This window comes from Streptomyces sp. NPDC056503, from assembly GCF_042794995.1.
Classification (GTDB): Bacteria; Actinomycetota; Actinomycetes; order Streptomycetales; family Streptomycetaceae; genus Streptomyces.
The window spans coordinates 1-13,724 of sequence record NZ_JBHTST010000117.1 but is presented as its reverse complement, the minus strand read 5'-3'; the positions used below and the strand labels follow the sequence as shown (position 1 = coordinate 13,724).

The 13,724-nt window shown below is 66.1% G+C and carries 20 protein-coding genes and 1 pseudogene; 6 read left to right on the top strand and 15 right to left on the bottom strand.

What is annotated here, in order from left to right:
* Positions 1-44: 44 nt before the first annotated feature.
* From ACFQ8C_RS28255 to ACFQ8C_RS28220, 8 genes are all read right to left on the bottom strand, one after another.
* Positions 45-368 carry a SpdD-like protein gene (locus ACFQ8C_RS28255; RefSeq protein WP_383462546.1) on the bottom strand — a complete coding sequence of 108 codons (324 nt, stop codon included), beginning with the start codon at positions 366-368 and terminating at the stop codon, positions 45-47.
* A gap of 44 nt (positions 369-412) precedes the next feature.
* Positions 413-571 carry a hypothetical protein gene (locus ACFQ8C_RS28250; RefSeq protein ID WP_107063396.1) on the bottom strand — a complete coding sequence of 53 codons (159 nt, stop codon included), beginning with the start codon at positions 569-571 and terminating at the stop codon, positions 413-415.
* 13 nt (positions 572-584) lie between these two features.
* The gene (locus ACFQ8C_RS28245; RefSeq protein ID WP_043231506.1) at positions 585-779 is read right to left on the bottom strand and encodes a mobile element transfer protein; all 195 of its coding nucleotides are present in this window, start codon (positions 777-779) and stop codon (positions 585-587) included.
* 3 nt (positions 780-782) lie between these two features.
* Positions 783-959, bottom strand: coding sequence for a hypothetical protein (locus tag ACFQ8C_RS28240; protein ID WP_383462545.1), 177 nt, complete (start codon positions 957-959; stop codon positions 783-785).
* Positions 960-973: 14 nt separating this feature from the next.
* Positions 974-1,627 carry a DUF2637 domain-containing protein gene (locus ACFQ8C_RS28235; RefSeq protein ID WP_383462543.1) on the bottom strand — a complete coding sequence of 218 codons (654 nt, stop codon included), beginning with the start codon at positions 1,625-1,627 and terminating at the stop codon, positions 974-976.
* 87 nt (positions 1,628-1,714) lie between these two features.
* Positions 1,715-3,070, bottom strand: a complete 1,356-nt coding sequence (locus ACFQ8C_RS28230; protein ID WP_383462541.1) for an FtsK/SpoIIIE domain-containing protein — start codon at positions 3,068-3,070, stop codon at positions 1,715-1,717.
* Positions 3,071-3,072: 2 nt separating this feature from the next.
* Complete coding sequence (locus tag ACFQ8C_RS28225) at positions 3,073-3,429, bottom strand: hypothetical protein (protein ID WP_189953721.1); 357 nt, start codon at positions 3,427-3,429, stop codon at positions 3,073-3,075.
* Positions 3,430-3,567: 138 nt separating this feature from the next.
* Positions 3,568-4,347 carry a GntR family transcriptional regulator gene (locus ACFQ8C_RS28220; protein WP_383462539.1) on the bottom strand — a complete coding sequence of 260 codons (780 nt, stop codon included), beginning with the start codon at positions 4,345-4,347 and terminating at the stop codon, positions 3,568-3,570.
* Positions 4,348-4,365: 18 nt separating this feature from the next.
* Between ACFQ8C_RS28220 and ACFQ8C_RS28215 the strand changes: the two genes are divergently transcribed.
* Together ACFQ8C_RS28215 and ACFQ8C_RS28210 are read left to right on the top strand one after the other, a co-directional pair.
* The gene (locus ACFQ8C_RS28215; RefSeq protein ID WP_360606504.1) at positions 4,366-4,833 is read left to right on the top strand and encodes an NUDIX domain-containing protein; all 468 of its coding nucleotides are present in this window, start codon (positions 4,366-4,368) and stop codon (positions 4,831-4,833) included.
* Positions 4,834-4,877: 44 nt separating this feature from the next.
* Positions 4,878-5,060 carry an e9imm peptide gene (locus ACFQ8C_RS28210; protein WP_383462537.1) on the top strand — a complete coding sequence of 61 codons (183 nt, stop codon included), beginning with the start codon at positions 4,878-4,880 and terminating at the stop codon, positions 5,058-5,060.
* Between the two features lie 454 nt (positions 5,061-5,514).
* On the opposite strand, the gene ACFQ8C_RS28205 is transcribed toward ACFQ8C_RS28210, so the two are convergent.
* Positions 5,515-6,525: a DUF4365 domain-containing protein gene (locus tag ACFQ8C_RS28205; protein ID WP_383462536.1), complete on the bottom strand. Its 1,011-nt coding sequence runs from the start codon at positions 6,523-6,525 to the stop codon at positions 5,515-5,517.
* A 301-nt stretch (positions 6,526-6,826) separates the two neighbouring features.
* Between ACFQ8C_RS28205 and ACFQ8C_RS28200 the strand changes: the two genes are divergently transcribed.
* Positions 6,827-7,879: a DUF3644 domain-containing protein gene (locus ACFQ8C_RS28200; RefSeq protein ID WP_383462534.1), complete on the top strand. Its 1,053-nt coding sequence runs from the start codon at positions 6,827-6,829 to the stop codon at positions 7,877-7,879.
* Between the two features lie 334 nt (positions 7,880-8,213).
* On the opposite strand, the gene ACFQ8C_RS28195 is transcribed toward ACFQ8C_RS28200, so the two are convergent.
* The 5 genes and pseudogenes from ACFQ8C_RS28195 to ACFQ8C_RS28175 form a co-directional block, all read right to left on the bottom strand.
* The gene (locus tag ACFQ8C_RS28195) at positions 8,214-8,495 is read right to left on the bottom strand and encodes a hypothetical protein (protein ID WP_383462532.1); all 282 of its coding nucleotides are present in this window, start codon (positions 8,493-8,495) and stop codon (positions 8,214-8,216) included.
* Positions 8,492-9,199, bottom strand: coding sequence for a GntR family transcriptional regulator (locus ACFQ8C_RS28190; protein ID WP_383462530.1), 708 nt, complete (start codon positions 9,197-9,199; stop codon positions 8,492-8,494). The genes ACFQ8C_RS28195 and ACFQ8C_RS28190 overlap by 4 nt, the downstream gene beginning before the upstream one ends.
* Positions 9,196-9,420: a hypothetical protein gene (locus ACFQ8C_RS28185; RefSeq protein WP_383095977.1), complete on the bottom strand. Its 225-nt coding sequence runs from the start codon at positions 9,418-9,420 to the stop codon at positions 9,196-9,198. The genes ACFQ8C_RS28190 and ACFQ8C_RS28185 overlap by 4 nt, the downstream gene beginning before the upstream one ends.
* Positions 9,417-9,596 (bottom strand): hypothetical protein, encoded by a 180-nt coding sequence (locus ACFQ8C_RS28180; protein WP_383462528.1) that lies wholly within the window; start codon positions 9,594-9,596, stop codon positions 9,417-9,419. Before ACFQ8C_RS28180 ends, ACFQ8C_RS28185 begins: the two co-directional genes overlap by 4 nt.
* A gap of 206 nt (positions 9,597-9,802) precedes the next feature.
* Positions 9,803-10,077 (bottom strand): annotated as a pseudogene (locus tag ACFQ8C_RS28175) (hypothetical protein); the annotation flags it as partial.
* 78 nt (positions 10,078-10,155) lie between these two features.
* On the opposite strand from ACFQ8C_RS28175, the gene ACFQ8C_RS28170 reads away from it, so the two are divergent.
* Positions 10,156-10,911 (top strand): GntR family transcriptional regulator, encoded by a 756-nt coding sequence (locus tag ACFQ8C_RS28170; RefSeq protein WP_383462526.1) that lies wholly within the window; start codon positions 10,156-10,158, stop codon positions 10,909-10,911.
* On the opposite strand, the gene ACFQ8C_RS28165 is transcribed toward ACFQ8C_RS28170, so the two are convergent.
* The gene (locus tag ACFQ8C_RS28165) at positions 10,901-11,128 is read right to left on the bottom strand and encodes a hypothetical protein (RefSeq protein ID WP_383462524.1); all 228 of its coding nucleotides are present in this window, start codon (positions 11,126-11,128) and stop codon (positions 10,901-10,903) included. The genes ACFQ8C_RS28170 and ACFQ8C_RS28165 overlap by 11 nt on opposite strands.
* Positions 11,129-11,258: 130 nt before the next feature.
* Here ACFQ8C_RS28165 and ACFQ8C_RS28160 point away from each other — a divergent pair, with 130 nt between their 5' ends.
* Positions 11,259-11,507 carry a hypothetical protein gene (locus ACFQ8C_RS28160; protein ID WP_383462522.1) on the top strand — a complete coding sequence of 83 codons (249 nt, stop codon included), beginning with the start codon at positions 11,259-11,261 and terminating at the stop codon, positions 11,505-11,507.
* A 311-nt stretch (positions 11,508-11,818) separates the two neighbouring features.
* Positions 11,819-13,420, top strand: coding sequence for a restriction endonuclease (locus ACFQ8C_RS28155; RefSeq protein WP_383462520.1), 1,602 nt, complete (start codon positions 11,819-11,821; stop codon positions 13,418-13,420).
* Positions 13,421-13,724 lie beyond the last annotated feature (304 nt).

The following is a 13,724-nucleotide window of genomic DNA, read 5'->3' as shown; positions in this document are numbered from 1 at the left end:
CGGGCGGCGGATGCTTGGCGGTATCGAGGCCGCCCGGGGGCCGGTCAGCGGCGGTGCTTGTTCGGGGACGTGAGCAGCGAGCGGACGACGACGGCGCAGACGGCGACCGAGGCGGCGGTGACGGCGGTCGCGAGCAGCATCGAGACCAGGACCGTGCCGACGACCAGGACCACGGCGGTGCCGGCGCCGACGACGGCGAGGACGCTGCCGGGCGTGATCTGGACGGTGGGCCGGGCGGTCGGGACGACCGGAGCCGCGGCCGAGGTCATGATCTGCGGGGCGGGCTCCACGGCGGTCGGCTGGACGACGGCGGGCGGCGCGGTGACGCCGACCGGGGTCGGCATGGTGGGGATCTTGGGGCGGAGCATGGGTGGTTCTCCTTTCCGGGCGGTGCGGATCCGTACGGGTCGGGTCACTCGGAGACGGCGGCGTCGATGACGGGGGCCAGGAGGCTGTCGGCGAGGAGGAAGCCGCCAAGGAGGAGCACGGCGACGAGCCACCAGGGCGGGCGGATCAGCTTGATGCCGAGGGCGCCGACGACGAGGAGGGTGAACCAGAGCGGGACGTCCACGGGCGGTCTCCGTTCAGTCGGTGGGGCGGCAGCGGTGGGTGCGGGCGGCGAGCTGGGCGGCCGAGGAGCTGGAGTAGTCAGCGGACCAGCCGCAGCGGTCGGCGGTGCAGACGGCCGCGTATTTGGTGCGTCCGTGGCGGTCGCGGTGGGTGCCGATCTGCACGGGGCCGATGCGCATCAGGGAGTGGAAGTGGTCGCGGGCGGACATCGCTCAGATCTCCCGGGTGAAGTCGTCGGCGTGCTTCACCAGCCACTGGCGAATCTCGGCCGACTCGTACTCGTCGGCGGCGAGGATCACCGGTTCGGCCAGCGCCATGGCGTCCACCAGACGGTTGTTCCGGGTGAGTTCAGCGGCGCGCTCCAAGGCGCGTCGGGTCGAGTCACGCATGGCTTGTCTGCTCCTCAGGCGAGTTGGGCGGCGATGGCGTCGGCCATGGGGGCGGGGACGCCGAGACGGGCGCGGAGGGTGTCGGTGTCGATGGGGGAGCCGGTACGGGTGTGGTGGTCGGCGGCGACCTTGCGGGCGTGCTCGACGAGCGCGGCCGGGACGGCGGGAGCGGGCTCGGGCGCAGGGGTGGGAAGGGCGGGCACGTCTACCGGCTCGGTGTCCGGCTGAGTCACGGGTCCGGCGTCCCCGCTGTCCTCCGGCTCGGGTACGTACGCCGGCTCTGCGATTTCCGGCTCGACGGTCGGGGCAGGCGCGGAGTGGGCGAGCAGCGTTCCCCCGAGGAAGGCGACTGCGGGCCATCCGGCGACGCCGAAGCGCAGCCAGGCGGGCGGGTCGGCGAGGTCGAGGAAGCCGGCGGTGGCGACGTTGGCACCGAGCGAGGCGAAGAGCGAGACCAGGAACCAGCACCAGGCGAGCCGGGACGAGCCGTCCGCGCGGAGTCGGCGCCAGGCGGCGACCAGGAGGAGGTCGACGGAGACGGGGTAGGCCCACGCCTTCCATCCGGTCTGCCCGGCAGCGGCGGCCAGGTCGTGCAGGTGGGCGAAGGACAGCGCACCTGCGATCAGGGCTTGGACCAGCACGGCGTCGACGCGGAGCTTGCTGGTCATGACGGCACCTCCTTGGTGGGCGTTTCGGGCATGGCGGGGGTAGGGACGTGGCGCGAAGGGCCGCGCTGGCCAGGGGAGCGGGGAGCCTCAGGGAGTAGCCGGGGCCACCGGGGCCGGAATGGCCACGGGCACGGCGGGCGAGGCGAGGACCGGCCGGAACGCGTCGAGCGCGGGCAGGTCCGGGGTCAGGTGGGCGTGCTTGTTGCAGGCGTCCACCGCGGCACGGAGCGAGGTGTGGGGAGTCCGGATCCGGGACCAGCCGCCCGACGCGTCGCCGGTGATGGCGAGGCCGGGAGCGGAGACGGGGATCTGGACGGTGGCGAGGACGGCGTCCGGCGCGATGTCGCCGAAGGCCATGTTGGCGCTGGTCTCGTCGTTGACGCGGTGGGCGGTACGGACGCTGAGCTGGGCGCGGAGCATGGTGATGCCCTTGCCGAGTTCGGAGCCGAAGCGCTGCCCGCAGATCTCCAGGTAGATGCCGGCGGCGCGGCCGAGCTGGGCGAGGCGGGCGAGGGCGGTGATGATCCGGTCGCGCCGCTTCTCCTCGTCCTTCGTGGCGAAGAGTGCGAGTTCGGCGACCTCGTCCACGAGGAGGACGATGGGAACGGGGCGGAGGTGGTCGGGGAGGTCCCAGATGTCGGCGGCGATGTCGGCGTCCGGGGTGTCGGCGGTGATGCGCTGTTCGGCACGGATGAGTTGGTAGACGTCCTCCATGTGCGAGATGAGGGCATCGAGCAGGTCGGCGGCGGTATCGGGGTTGTCGGCCAGCGCGGAGAACCGCCGGGCTAGAGGGAACAGCTCCACCCCCTGCTTGCAGTCGATCCCCACCAAGGCGACTTCCTGGGCGGCGAGTTCGGCCACCAGATTCCGCTGGTACACCGACTTCCCCGACTTGGTGGCGCCGATGGTCAGGGCGTGCGGGGTGGTCCGGTAGTCGCGGTAATGGACGTCTCCGTCCTCACGGAGGGCGACCGGCACTCGCATGGTCGAGCGTTCGGCCCGCGCCGGCATCTGAACCCGCCGGAGCACGTCGTAACCGGTCATCCTGAGTTCGACCACACCGGAGCGGATCTCCCGAGAGGTGACCCCGAACATCCCGAACGAGTGCCGGAGCCGGTCGCACGAGGCCGCCACGTCGAAGGCGTCCTGTCCGGGCCGGAGCCCCAGCCGTAAGACGAGCCCGGTACGGGTGGGCCGGAGCCGCAGGATGCGCGGCGCCCGCGGTTCGGGGACGGGCCGGTTCGCCATCCGGGCGATGGCGAGACGCCAGCGCGGCGGCGGAACGGTGAGCCCGCAGGCATCCATGACCACCCGGTACCGGCCGAGGACCCGGCAGATGGCGAACGTGACGCCGAAGGAGAGCCAGTACCAGGCGGGCCGCCGCCACCGCAGGAGACCCGCGAGGACGGCGACCAGCACCACAGCGGCGATCAACCACCGCATGATCAGGCGGCCTTCGGCATCGAGGCGCCGGCGGCGAGCGAGGTGACGGCAACGGCCCGGAAGGCGATGCCGTGCCGCCGCTGCCCGTTGAACTCGCTCTCCCAGGGCCGGGCGACGAGCCCCGTGATCGCCACGGGAGTCCCCATGGTCAGGTCGGCGGAGACACCGGTCTCCGGGACGGTCACGCTCAGGATCTCCACCTCGCCGTTGGCTGCGAACATGACGTCCACGGTCGACAGCGCGGCCCCGGTCTCGGCGTCCATGGCGCGCTCGCCGGTACGGCGGTCCTTCACCTTGGGCTGCGGGGGCTGGGCCACCATCACGGCGGCGGCGGAGGTGTCGACGGGAATCTGACGCACGAAGATCACTCCTCTAGAAGTCCTGAACTCCTCCACTCATGTACATGAGTGACATGAAGAAGAGTGCGTCACTCCTATACATGAGTCAACCCGCCCGGACGAAGAAGTCCAAGCGGGCTGGGAGGAGTTGACCGCGCGTCAGTCGGTGGCGGGGATCCGGTACTCGAAGACGAACTGGTCAGCGGCCATGAGGGTGTCGCAGACCTCGACCACCCGCCCGGTCTTGGTGACGGCGTTCCGCAGCAGGTGAACGACAGGAGCACCAGGGCTCAACGCCAGCTCGGACGCCTCGGCCTTCGACGCCGGCCGAGCCTGGAGCGTCTCCACGAACTCCTCGAAGACGTGCCCGTCGCCCTCCAGCCGGGCGTAGATCCCCCCGGGCCCGGGGTTCTCGGAGAACAGCTCGGGGATGTCCTTCACGACGTCCCACGGCAGGTACGACGAAGCCGTCTCGACGGGCGTCCCGTTCCGGAAGTACAACCGCCGCCGAGCCAGCACCTGAGCACCAGGCTCGACCCCCAGCCGCCCAGCGATCTCCTCGGAAGCCTCCATGGGCCCGATGAACAGCACGCTCACCTTGGCGGTGGCCCCGGACTGGGCCGACTCGGCCAGATAAGCAGCCTTCCCGCCCCGCCGATGGGAAGCCCGGAACCGATCCGACGACCGCAGCCGCACAGGCGGCCGGTCCTTCACGATCGACCCCTTCCCGTGCCGCGTCTCCACGAGCCCACTGGCCCGCACCTCGACCATGGCCTTCCGGATGGTCCCGCCGGCGACGCCGTACCGCTCGACCAGCTCGGACTCGCTCGGCACCAGATCACCAGGCTTGAGAACGCCGGCCCGGATCTGCTCCACGATCTCGTCGGCGATCTGGACGTACCGCGGTACCGCCCTGCCACCCCCTGCAGTCGTACCCATAGTCCTCTTCACTCTCCTATGCTCCTGTACATGAGTAACAGCGCCCAGAAGACGACGTCAACGCCACTGCACTCCGTGTCCGTCGCGGGCGCAGTCGTACGCGAAGACGGCCGCCTCCTGGCGATCCGCCGAGCCGACAACGGCACCTGGGAACTCCCGGGCGGCGTCCTCGAACTCACGGAGTCCCCCGAAGCCGGCGTGACCCGCGAGGTCTGGGAGGAGACGGGCATCCGGGTAGAGGTGGAGGAGCTGACCGGCGTCTACAAGAACACCACCCGAGGTGTCGTAGCCCTGGTCTTCCGCTGCAAGCCCGCCGGCGGGGAGGAACGAACCTCCGCCGAGTCGACCGCGGTCGAGTGGCTCACCCCGGAAGAGATCACCGCCCGCATGACCGAGGTCTACGCGATCCGTCTCCTCGACGCCCTGGACGACAAAGGCCCCCACGTCCGCAGCCACGACGGCCGCCACCTGATCACCCAGCAGTGACCACGCAGCCACCGCGGCGAATGCCCCGCGAAGAAGCGATCCTCTTGGTCGAGCGCCTGATGAACCCGGAGACACCCGAGGAGCAGTCCTCCGAGATCCTGACCACGCTGCAACAGGGCCTGGCCTGCCCCCACATCAGCGACTACGTCTTCTGGAGTTCCGACCCCAACCCGACCCCGGAGAAGGTCGTCGACCGAGCCATGGCCTACAGGCCGATCGCCCTCTGAGGCCAGTGCGGTAAGAGTTTCCCTACTTCATCAAGGCACCCACCGCGCACGGCGCGGTGCGCGCGGCCCGTCGCCCGGGCCTGCGCTCCTGTCTACGCCCCGCTCCAGCCCGGCCGCCGGCCGCACGCCTGACGGCTCGGGTTGATGGGCGACGAACCACGACGCTGCCGAGGCCGTACGCGAGTGCGGCTCAAGACGATGCCTCCGGCGGGGGCGCTCAGGCTCCGGGATGGAGGGGGTCCGTGGGCGGGTGCCGGCCGGTGGGTTGTGTCGGTGGGGGACTCCCATCCCGTCTGCCGTCGACCCAGGCAGAGCCGAGCAGACACGGCACCGGGCGTCCAGGTCGTTCGTCCAGTTGGGCGCTCCACCTGGACGCCCGGCACCGCGCCTGCTCCACGGTGTGTGGGTCGACGGCAGACGGGATGAGAGTCCAGGTTGATCGTGGACGGATCGCCTACTCCATGGTCCCCTCGGAAGAATCGATGACATGACGCCTCTTCCTGATCACCGCCTGCTTGACGTAGAAAGTAAGTAGCGTGAGAAGGCCGAAGTGGGAAATTAACACATTGGCAATAACTAATGACTTACCCATCCACTCCGGTGCATCCCCGTCATCCATTGCAGGGATCCACAGAAAGAGGGTACAGACGCTGATCAGCCAATTTCCCGTCTCTTTGGGGCGTCGTCCCGCCCGCAGCTCAAACAGGACCGTAAGTGAGAGCCAAAGGATGAAACAATAAAGACTTCCCGTGGTGAGCACAGGGTTCAAGTCCATGTACTCGCTTACGAAGCGCACCTGATACGGCCACTCAATAATCAGCAGACCCGCAAGGAGGAGCAATGGGCAGACTTGGAGTGCGAGTCGCCCAAAGCGCTTTACCCGCATCTCGTGGCGCACAATAATGTCGGCCAACCCCTCAAATAGAGGGTTGGGTGCCCTGTTGGGGTCGATGCCATCCAGGGCTCGCACGACAGCGGCGAATGCTTCTTCGAGGGTGAAATCCCTGAGTCTCATTCCAGTCGAATCAATATAACTCTCCAGCTGCTCCGCAAATGACGGTATGGTATCTGCGTTCAGGAGGGCGGTTCGAGGGATGTGGACACGCTTGACGGGATTATCGGTACGCCTAAGTTCCGCAGTCAGGTTCACCCAGTAGAGTTCTTTCGTGTCGATGTCGAATACGATACCGACAACGGGGATTCTGCTCTCTCTCCAGTCGTCTGAATGATCTCCGACAGGAACTGTGTACCCCTTGGCTCGCTTATATTTTTTGCCAGCTTTTACCTGAATGGCAAGAACGTGTCCTGTCCGTCGCCCGTCTCGCGTTAGCAAGACATGTAGATCCTCGCCGTGATCGTTTCCTCCATCAATTTCTTGGACGATGTGTCCATGATCTTCAAGCAGAGACCGCACCGCGTTAACACCAGCTCGCTCAATGCGGAGGCTTGGTCGAACCCGTGCCATGCTCCCCTCCCCAGTCACTGTCACGGTAGCGGTGACTATGCCCGAGGTCAGGTGATCTTGCGATCTTCCCTCCGTCTGAGTGCCCTGGCCATCAGCCACGGCCCCTGTGGGGCTGTCGCTCCTACAGCCGGGGGCTAGCTGCGCGCCGCCAAGAGCTCTCCTGGGGGGCAGGCTGCACCAGAGCCAAGCAGGACCATGAACGACGGCGATCCGCCGGCCGCTTGAGTCGAATTAGCGTGCCGTGGGGCAGGTGAGGCCGTACGATCGCGCCACGTACAGGCACGCATGATCGGAGGGGCCCATGCCTCCTCGCCCCCGGTGGTGGCACACACTGCAAGAGTCACGTAGGCAGGCGTGTAGCGCGATCGACTTTTATAACAGGCCAGGCGATAAGGGAAGTTATCTGGACTTTGTCGTACATATGCATCTAGCCTGGCAGAACCTCCTCCATGCGTATTTCGAAAAGAATGGCGTTGACTTTAACTATAAGGATAAGAGCGGTCGACCGCTCAAGACTAAGGATGGAGACGTAAAAACCTGGGAGTTGCTGCGCTGCGCCGAGGAGGCGTATGCGGAAAACGACCCAGTCCGAAAGAATATCGAGTTCTTTGTTGGCATTCGAAACAAAGTTGAGCATAGGTTCCAGAAATCTCTGATCGTGGCCACGGGTGCCCGTGCGCATGCCCTGGTAATCAACTATGAAGCCGAGTTGACAGCTAGATTCGGTGACGATCACAGCCTGTCCAGCGAGCTCCGCTTTCCTGTTTTTGTGCAATCTCTCACTCCGCAAGGAGTTGAAGAGCAGCTAGAGATCAGGAGGAAGCTCCCAGCGAAGGTAAAAACGTACATCACTCGCTTTGAGGCTGATCTAACCGACTCGGTGAAGGGGAGTGAACGCTATGAGTACCGGGTGCTTCTAACCCCGCTTAAGGGGCCTAAAAGTGAAGCTGACTTGGCGGTGACATTCCTAAAGGCAGAAAGCCTGAGTGATGAAGAGCGCCAAGATTTGAAGAGCCGAAGCCGGACAGGTTCCGTGATTATCACGGAAAAGCAGCGGGACATCTACTTGAAGGATGCCCTTTCCCCCGCTAAGGCGTGCACAGAAGTTGCTTCGCGACTTCCTTATGTGTTTCAGCAGCACCACTTCACTAAGATGTGGCAGAAGCATGGCGTTCGTCCGGCGACGAGTGATCCTAGTAAGGAGCGAACTGACACTCGGTATTGCCTCTATAATGCAGCTCACGATAACTATGTATTCACGAAAGCTTATGTGGAACGCTGCATTAAGGAGATTGACACTCCGGAGAAATTCCGTGCATTTTTCGGAAAGGATCCGATCTCTAATCCCGAGTAAAGAACCCGAGCCGCGTGGCTCGGCTTTGTTGCTAGGAGTTGCAGCCTAAGCCTGACGAACAGCGCGCCTCCAGACGGCCGGCTGGCGCACAGATGTCGCCAGCCGCGGGGCAGGGCGAAAGAGGCGTGGCCGACTTGCAGACCAGCGAGGTACGCAACCCCGCTCCTACGTTCATGACCTGCAAATACGCAGCGGATGCACGAGCCCTCCGGAGCCGTGTGTCAGAAGCCCCCGGCAGGAATGCTGGGGGCTTCGTACTCTTACGTGTAGAGCTGTACGCCTTGCGGTGCTTTCGACTAGGGATGGCCCAGTTGGAGCAGGCGAGGATCCCCACCTATGGGAGGCGCCGGCCGCGGCTCTCTGCAACGCGTAGCACCTGACCCAAGGCTTCCGTGAGATCTGCTGACGCCGCACGAAGTTCCACCGGGTCGGGCTCCGGGAGGACGAGCAGCGCGATGGCGTGGTGCAGGACGTCGGCGGCGTGGTCGAGGTAGGTCGTTTCGACGGTGTCGGCCAGGCGAGACAGGTGGCTGCTGTCGTCGTCGGTGCTTAAGAAGCACGGCTTACCGTCAGGGCCGGACCATGGGAGGAGGCGCAATTCGTCGCGGGAGGTCATCTGTCCGTCTCCCCTCCTTTGAGTGTCTGGTGGGTGGTGAAGAACGCGTCTGCGGTATCGCTGGGGAGGGCCAGGAGTGCGGCCTCGATCACGCGGCCGACGGAGTTGAGGGCGATGCGCGTGATGGTGAGGACTGTCCGCGTGGGACTGATGCGGAGGGAGGCTGCCTCTTCCGGAGTGGGGAGGCGGGCGGTGACCGTCTCCTGGGTCTCCGTACCTCCCTCATCTCGACCGTCGGGCCAGGAGGGCGAGGCGAGTTGTGCGGCCGGTACGAGGTCGCGGGGGACGTAGATTCGGGCCACGCTTCGAGGGGTCTCGCCCTCGTAGGCCGTGCAGTGGAACTCCGTCAGGGGGGTGTTGGACGGGACCTTCAAGAGGGTTCTGATGTGGCCGCGGGCCCGGATGTTGGTCGTGCGGATGGTGGTCTGGAGGTCGGCGGCGAACGGTATGCCGGCGCCGCCCATGTAGGTGATACGGCGGAGCGGAGCACGGACGAAGTTGCCCTTGCCATGGGTCTTCTCGATGAGTCCTTCGGCCTGGAGGAGACCGAGGGCCTGGCGGATGGTTGGGGTGCTGACCTTGTAATGGGTGGCCAGCTTGGGTTCCGAGGGGAGACGGTCTCCGGGCTCGAGGTGACCGGTGGTGATCTGGGTGCGGAGGTCTTCGGCGATGGTGTCGCGGAGGGTCGGCACGGTCGAGGTCACCACCTTTTCTGGACTCGGAGGGCGACCAGACGGGTGCGGGGGTGCATGGTCAGTTGCTCGCCCGTTTCGAAGAGGAGGCGTTTGGCACCGAGGGGGAGTTGGCGGAGGTCGGCCACTCGGCAGGGCTGGCCGCCGATCTGGATGACGTCGCCTCGCTGGACGTTGATCGAGCTGATCTCGATGGGGGCAACCACAGCGCCGGTCGGGGTCCAGGGTTTCATCCCGTTACCTCCTGGCGGGGCGGGGTGGTCGCCGGCGTGTGGCAGGGGCAGGCGCATGCCTCGTAGATCACCGGGATGTCGACCGGGGCCGTTTCCGGGGAGGAGTGGGCGCACTCGTCGTGGGTGCCGATCTGGCACCGCGACGAGCGGTACGGGGCGAGGTTCGTGTGAGGCATCAGGCCGTCTCCGCCTGGGTGAGGTGGGTGCGCTCGGCGGTGGGGGCGTACCGACTGACGCGGGGCGTGCTGGCGCCGTGGGCGATGGTCGGCCCCGGTGAGGTGGTGCGGCGTAAGGGCTTGCAGGGATGGGCGGTTCGGGCCTGCCGCGGTCTGGTCGGGTGGAGTGTGCGGCGGATACGGTTGCGCATGCTGATCAGCTCCCATCGCTGATGGCCGGGTCCCCGGACGTCGCGTGTCGCGGGGACCGCTTGTTCACGGCGGCCCAGAGGGTTCGGCCGCCCAGGCTGGTGGCGAGGAGACCGAAGCGGTCTGCCTGTGCCAGGACTTCCAGGACCTCCCGCCATGTCTCTGCCGGGAGGGTTTCCGGTACCTCCGCTTCGATCGACGTGTGTCTGGCGTGGGCCAGTACGCGTGTGGTGAGTCCGAGGGCGGACAACCGGGCGGCGAGGGCCTCCGCGCTTACTTCGGGAGCAGGCACAGGGCAGCCTCCGTTACCGGTGATCACTTTAAGTGAAGCTAGTTAACTAGATTAGAGCTAGTGGACTAGATTTTCCATATGCCTGAGCAGCCGCCATACCTCCGTATCGCCGACGAACTGCGGCGGCGGATCGCGGAGCACGAGTGGAGTCCTGGAGACCGGCTGCCCTCACGGGCCCAGATCGGCCAGGAGTGCGGGGTGGGCGAGAACGTCGTTCGCCGGGCCCAGGAGCTGTTGATCTCCCAGGGCGTGCTGGAGGGGCGGGCCGGGTCCGGGACCTATGTGGCCGAGCCCCGGCAGCGGGTGCGGATGGTGCGGTCCGCGGCGCGCGAGCAGCCGGACGGGTCGCCGTTCCGGGCGGACATGAAGGCTGTCGGGCGGAATGGCGGCTGGGAGAGCCGGACCGATGCGAAGGTGCCCGCGCCGGCGGAGATCGCTGCGCGGCTCGGGATCGGTGAGGGCGAGCTGTGCGTCCGGACCGTGTACGAGTTCCTCGCCGACGGGCGGCCCGTGCAGTTGTCGACGAGCTGGGAGCCGTACGACCTCACCGGCGGGACCCTCGTCGTTCTGCCTGAGGGCGGCCCGCATGCCGGGGCTGGCGTCGTGAACCGGATGGCCGAGATCGGCGTCACCGTCAGCCATGCCGTCGAGCAGCCCGAGCCGCGGCAGGCCACCGCCGAGGAAGCCTCGCTCCTCGGGATCCAGAAGGCCGCGCTCGTCACCCACATCCGGCGGACCTACTACAGCGTCGAAGGGAGGCCGGTAGAGACGGCGGACATCGTCGTCCCGACTGCCTTGTGCGAGATCGTTTACGAAATCCCGATCAACCGGTAGAGGGCTCACGCAACAGGCGCGTCCTCAGCAGCAGCCCATCACGTCGGGTCGGCCAGGTCAGGGCTCGGACCAGACCGTTGGTCACGATCCAGTACCCCGGGTGCACCCAGCCTTCTTCCTTCGACAGGAGACCCGGACCCTCGTCGCGGCACAGGTGCCGCATCAGGCGCTCGTACGCCGGACCGCCGGCCACCAGCAGCAGGGGCGCGGTGAGCATCGCACCGACCCAGACACCGCACCGAAGAGCCACCTGAGCATGTCCATGTATGCGCACGCGACGAGTATGGCGCCTACGGCTCGGGTATCGTCCGCCCCGGTCGATCAGCAGAGCAGTTGGCGGGAGCGGCATGCACAACGAGCGGCTCGACGAGCCACTGTCGGACGAGGAGCTGAAGCTCTTCACCCAGTACCTGCACCGGTTCGCCAACCATGACGTGGACATCTCCCTGAGCATGGAGGTCGGGCATCCCGAGCACCCCGTCTATGTGGTGTTCGGCAGGGACTATCCCCCGGTCGGGGATGCTTCGGACTATCGGCGGCTGTTCGCGGACCGGCGACAGGTGGCATCCCAATCTGACATCAACGACGGTGGATGAGGGAAGCCCTGAACGGCTCTCCGCGATACCCGCGAGCTGGGGCGGTCCCTTGCGAACTGTGGTCCGCACGAGCTGGCGAAACGGGTGGGGATCGGGCGGCGCAGATTCGGATGCCCGGCAGAGGCCGACTGTCAGTGCGTGGTGGGAGGGTGCTGTCATGCGGGGCGCACTCTTCGGCTTGCTGGGGACGCCTCCGGAGCACGCCATGATTGTTCGCGCCGATCTAAGGTGACGTCCCTGCCCTGCGTGATTCTGTGACGTGGGAGGGGAATGCAGCCGTGTGGCGGAGTAAGGCCAGGGAGGGATAGAAGGTGGCGCAACGGGGCAGCGGCCGAGGCAACGACTATCAGCGGCAGCAGCAAGCGTTAAGACGTGCGCAGGAGCAACGGGCCCGACAAGCGGAGCGGGAACGCAAGGCCGCCGAGACGGCCGGCAAGCGGCAGGAGCGCGAGCGGAAGGCCGCGTATCAGCAGCACCAGGCCGAGCAGGCGCAGCTGCGCACCATCGGGGTCGAGCACGAGGTCGAGCAGCTAGGGCAGTTGCTCCGTGGCGCGTTGGTTGGTGATCCGCCTACGACCTTCGAGCGTCGGCGGAGGACTTACACGCCCAAGAAGTTTGACGAGCGTCCGTGGTCTCGTCCGGAGCCTTCGCCGCGTTGGGAGGAGTTCGCGCCACCGGAGCCTGGCGGTCTGGCAGCTGTCCTGGGTCTTGGCAGGAAGCGCTATGAAGCCGCGGTTGCCGAGGCGCGAGCGCGGTTCGGCGAAGCACAAGAGCGCCATAGGCGATCCGAGGAGATGCGCCTGGCTACGCTGGAGCGGAAGCGCGCCGAGCATCGTCAGGCCGAAGCACAGGCCCTTGGCGAGGTGACGGCGTTCAACGCGAAGTTGGACGAAGAGCGCGAGGCGTACAGGGCCGGGGAGCCAGCGGCTGTCGAGGCTCATCTAGGGGATGTGCTGGATGCGTCGGAGTATCCATTGGGCTTCCCCCACGAGCATCGGATCGCCTTTCGACCTGCCACAGGTGACGTACTCGTCGAGATCCACTTGCCGCCTGAGGCGATCGTTCCCACCGCGCGGGGTTACCGGTACGTGAAGAACCGTGACGAGACGACCGTGTTGCCTCGTCCGGAGAAGGAGCGCAAGGAGATCTACGCCTCCGTCCTGGCCCAAGTCGCGCTGAGGACCGTCCACGAGGTCCTGACGAGCGATCCGGACCGGGTCGTCAATGGGGTGATTCTGAATGGCCATGTGAGAACCATCGACCGTGCCACCGGTCAGGAGGTCTCACCCTGTCTGGTGACGCTCAGCGTCAGCAGGGAGCAGTTCGGGAAGCTCCGTCTCAGCCAGGTTGATCCAGCGCAGTGCCTCAGGGGACTCAACGCTTTGGTGTCTCCCAACCCTTACGATCTCGAACCGATCCGCCCCATCATCGAGTTTGACCTGTCGAAGTACCGGCTTATGGACAGCATGGACGTAGTCGCAGGTCTGGACAGCCGGCCCGTGTTGGTGAAGCTGACGCCCACCGAGTTCGAGCACCTGATTCGCCAACTGTTCGAGGCGATTGGCATGGAGGCGTGGAACACCCAGGCGTCCAAAGACGAGGGCGTTGACGCGGTGGCTGTCAGCAAGGATCCCGTCTTCAACGGTGAATGCATCATTCAGGCGAAGCGCTACAGCAAGCTCGTGGGTGTGGAGTCCGTCCAGGCGCTGGCCGGAGTGGTTGAGCACAAGCGTGCTGCCAAGGGAGTCCTGATTACCACATCGTGGTTCGGCAGGGCCAGCCACGACTTTGCCCGCCAACATGGGCGGCTCCAGCTCATCGAAGGGCCGGAACTGAAGTACTTGATCAAGGAGCACCTTGGCAAGGATGTGATCCCGGGCCCGGTCCCCCCGAAGAGGCGCCCCGCACGCTGAGGCTGGCGGCCCGCCCGCTCAGATCGAGTCTCTGACGTCAGCAAAGCCAGTCGGAGGCGAGTCCGGTGGGGGAGAGGTTTTCATTTTTGCCTATGTGTCCGATGCGGATGCTTTGTGCCGGGTGATGGCGCCGGGCTTGCGTGCGCTTCCGCTTCGGCCGGCTCACGTCGTGCTGCGCTACGGGGAGTCTGATGAAGACGTCGTGAGTAAGAGGTCCTAACAGAAGCTGTTGATCATGTGACTGTCGGCTTGGTTGCTCGTTGGTCTCTTCGTGGCGAAGAGGAGCTCCCGGCCGTGGATCGTG

Excerpts from the sequence above, each read along its gene's own strand:
- ACFQ8C_RS28220 (WP_383462539.1), bottom strand. The coding sequence starts at position 4,347 with ATGGGTACGACTGCAGGGGGTGGCAGGGCGGTACCGCGGTACGTCCAG.
- ACFQ8C_RS28240 (WP_383462545.1), bottom strand. The coding sequence starts at position 959 with ATGCGTGACTCGACCCGACGCGCCTTGGAGCGCGCCGCTGAACTCACC.
- ACFQ8C_RS28185 (WP_383095977.1), bottom strand. The coding sequence starts at position 9,420 with ATGAAACCCTGGACCCCGACCGGCGCTGTGGTTGCCCCCATCGAGATC.
- ACFQ8C_RS28180 (WP_383462528.1), bottom strand. The coding sequence starts at position 9,596 with ATGCCTCACACGAACCTCGCCCCGTACCGCTCGTCGCGGTGCCAGATC.
- ACFQ8C_RS28215 (WP_360606504.1), top strand. The coding sequence starts at position 4,366 with ATGCTCCTGTACATGAGTAACAGCGCCCAGAAGACGACGTCAACGCCA.
- ACFQ8C_RS28205 (WP_383462536.1), bottom strand. The coding sequence starts at position 6,525 with ATGGCACGGGTTCGACCAAGCCTCCGCATTGAGCGAGCTGGTGTTAAC.
- ACFQ8C_RS28165 (WP_383462524.1), bottom strand. The coding sequence starts at position 11,128 with ATGCTCACCGCGCCCCTGCTGCTGGTGGCCGGCGGTCCGGCGTACGAG.
- ACFQ8C_RS28160 (WP_383462522.1), top strand. The coding sequence starts at position 11,259 with ATGCACAACGAGCGGCTCGACGAGCCACTGTCGGACGAGGAGCTGAAG.
- ACFQ8C_RS28245 (WP_043231506.1), bottom strand. The coding sequence starts at position 779 with ATGTCCGCCCGCGACCACTTCCACTCCCTGATGCGCATCGGCCCCGTG.
- ACFQ8C_RS28235 (WP_383462543.1), bottom strand. The coding sequence starts at position 1,627 with ATGACCAGCAAGCTCCGCGTCGACGCCGTGCTGGTCCAAGCCCTGATC.
- ACFQ8C_RS28170 (WP_383462526.1), top strand. The coding sequence starts at position 10,156 with ATGCCTGAGCAGCCGCCATACCTCCGTATCGCCGACGAACTGCGGCGG.
- ACFQ8C_RS28255 (WP_383462546.1), bottom strand. The coding sequence starts at position 368 with ATGCTCCGCCCCAAGATCCCCACCATGCCGACCCCGGTCGGCGTCACC.
- ACFQ8C_RS28230 (WP_383462541.1), bottom strand. The coding sequence starts at position 3,070 with ATGCGGTGGTTGATCGCCGCTGTGGTGCTGGTCGCCGTCCTCGCGGGT.
- ACFQ8C_RS28195 (WP_383462532.1), bottom strand. The coding sequence starts at position 8,495 with ATGACCTCCCGCGACGAATTGCGCCTCCTCCCATGGTCCGGCCCTGAC.
- ACFQ8C_RS28200 (WP_383462534.1), top strand. The coding sequence starts at position 6,827 with ATGCCTCCTCGCCCCCGGTGGTGGCACACACTGCAAGAGTCACGTAGG.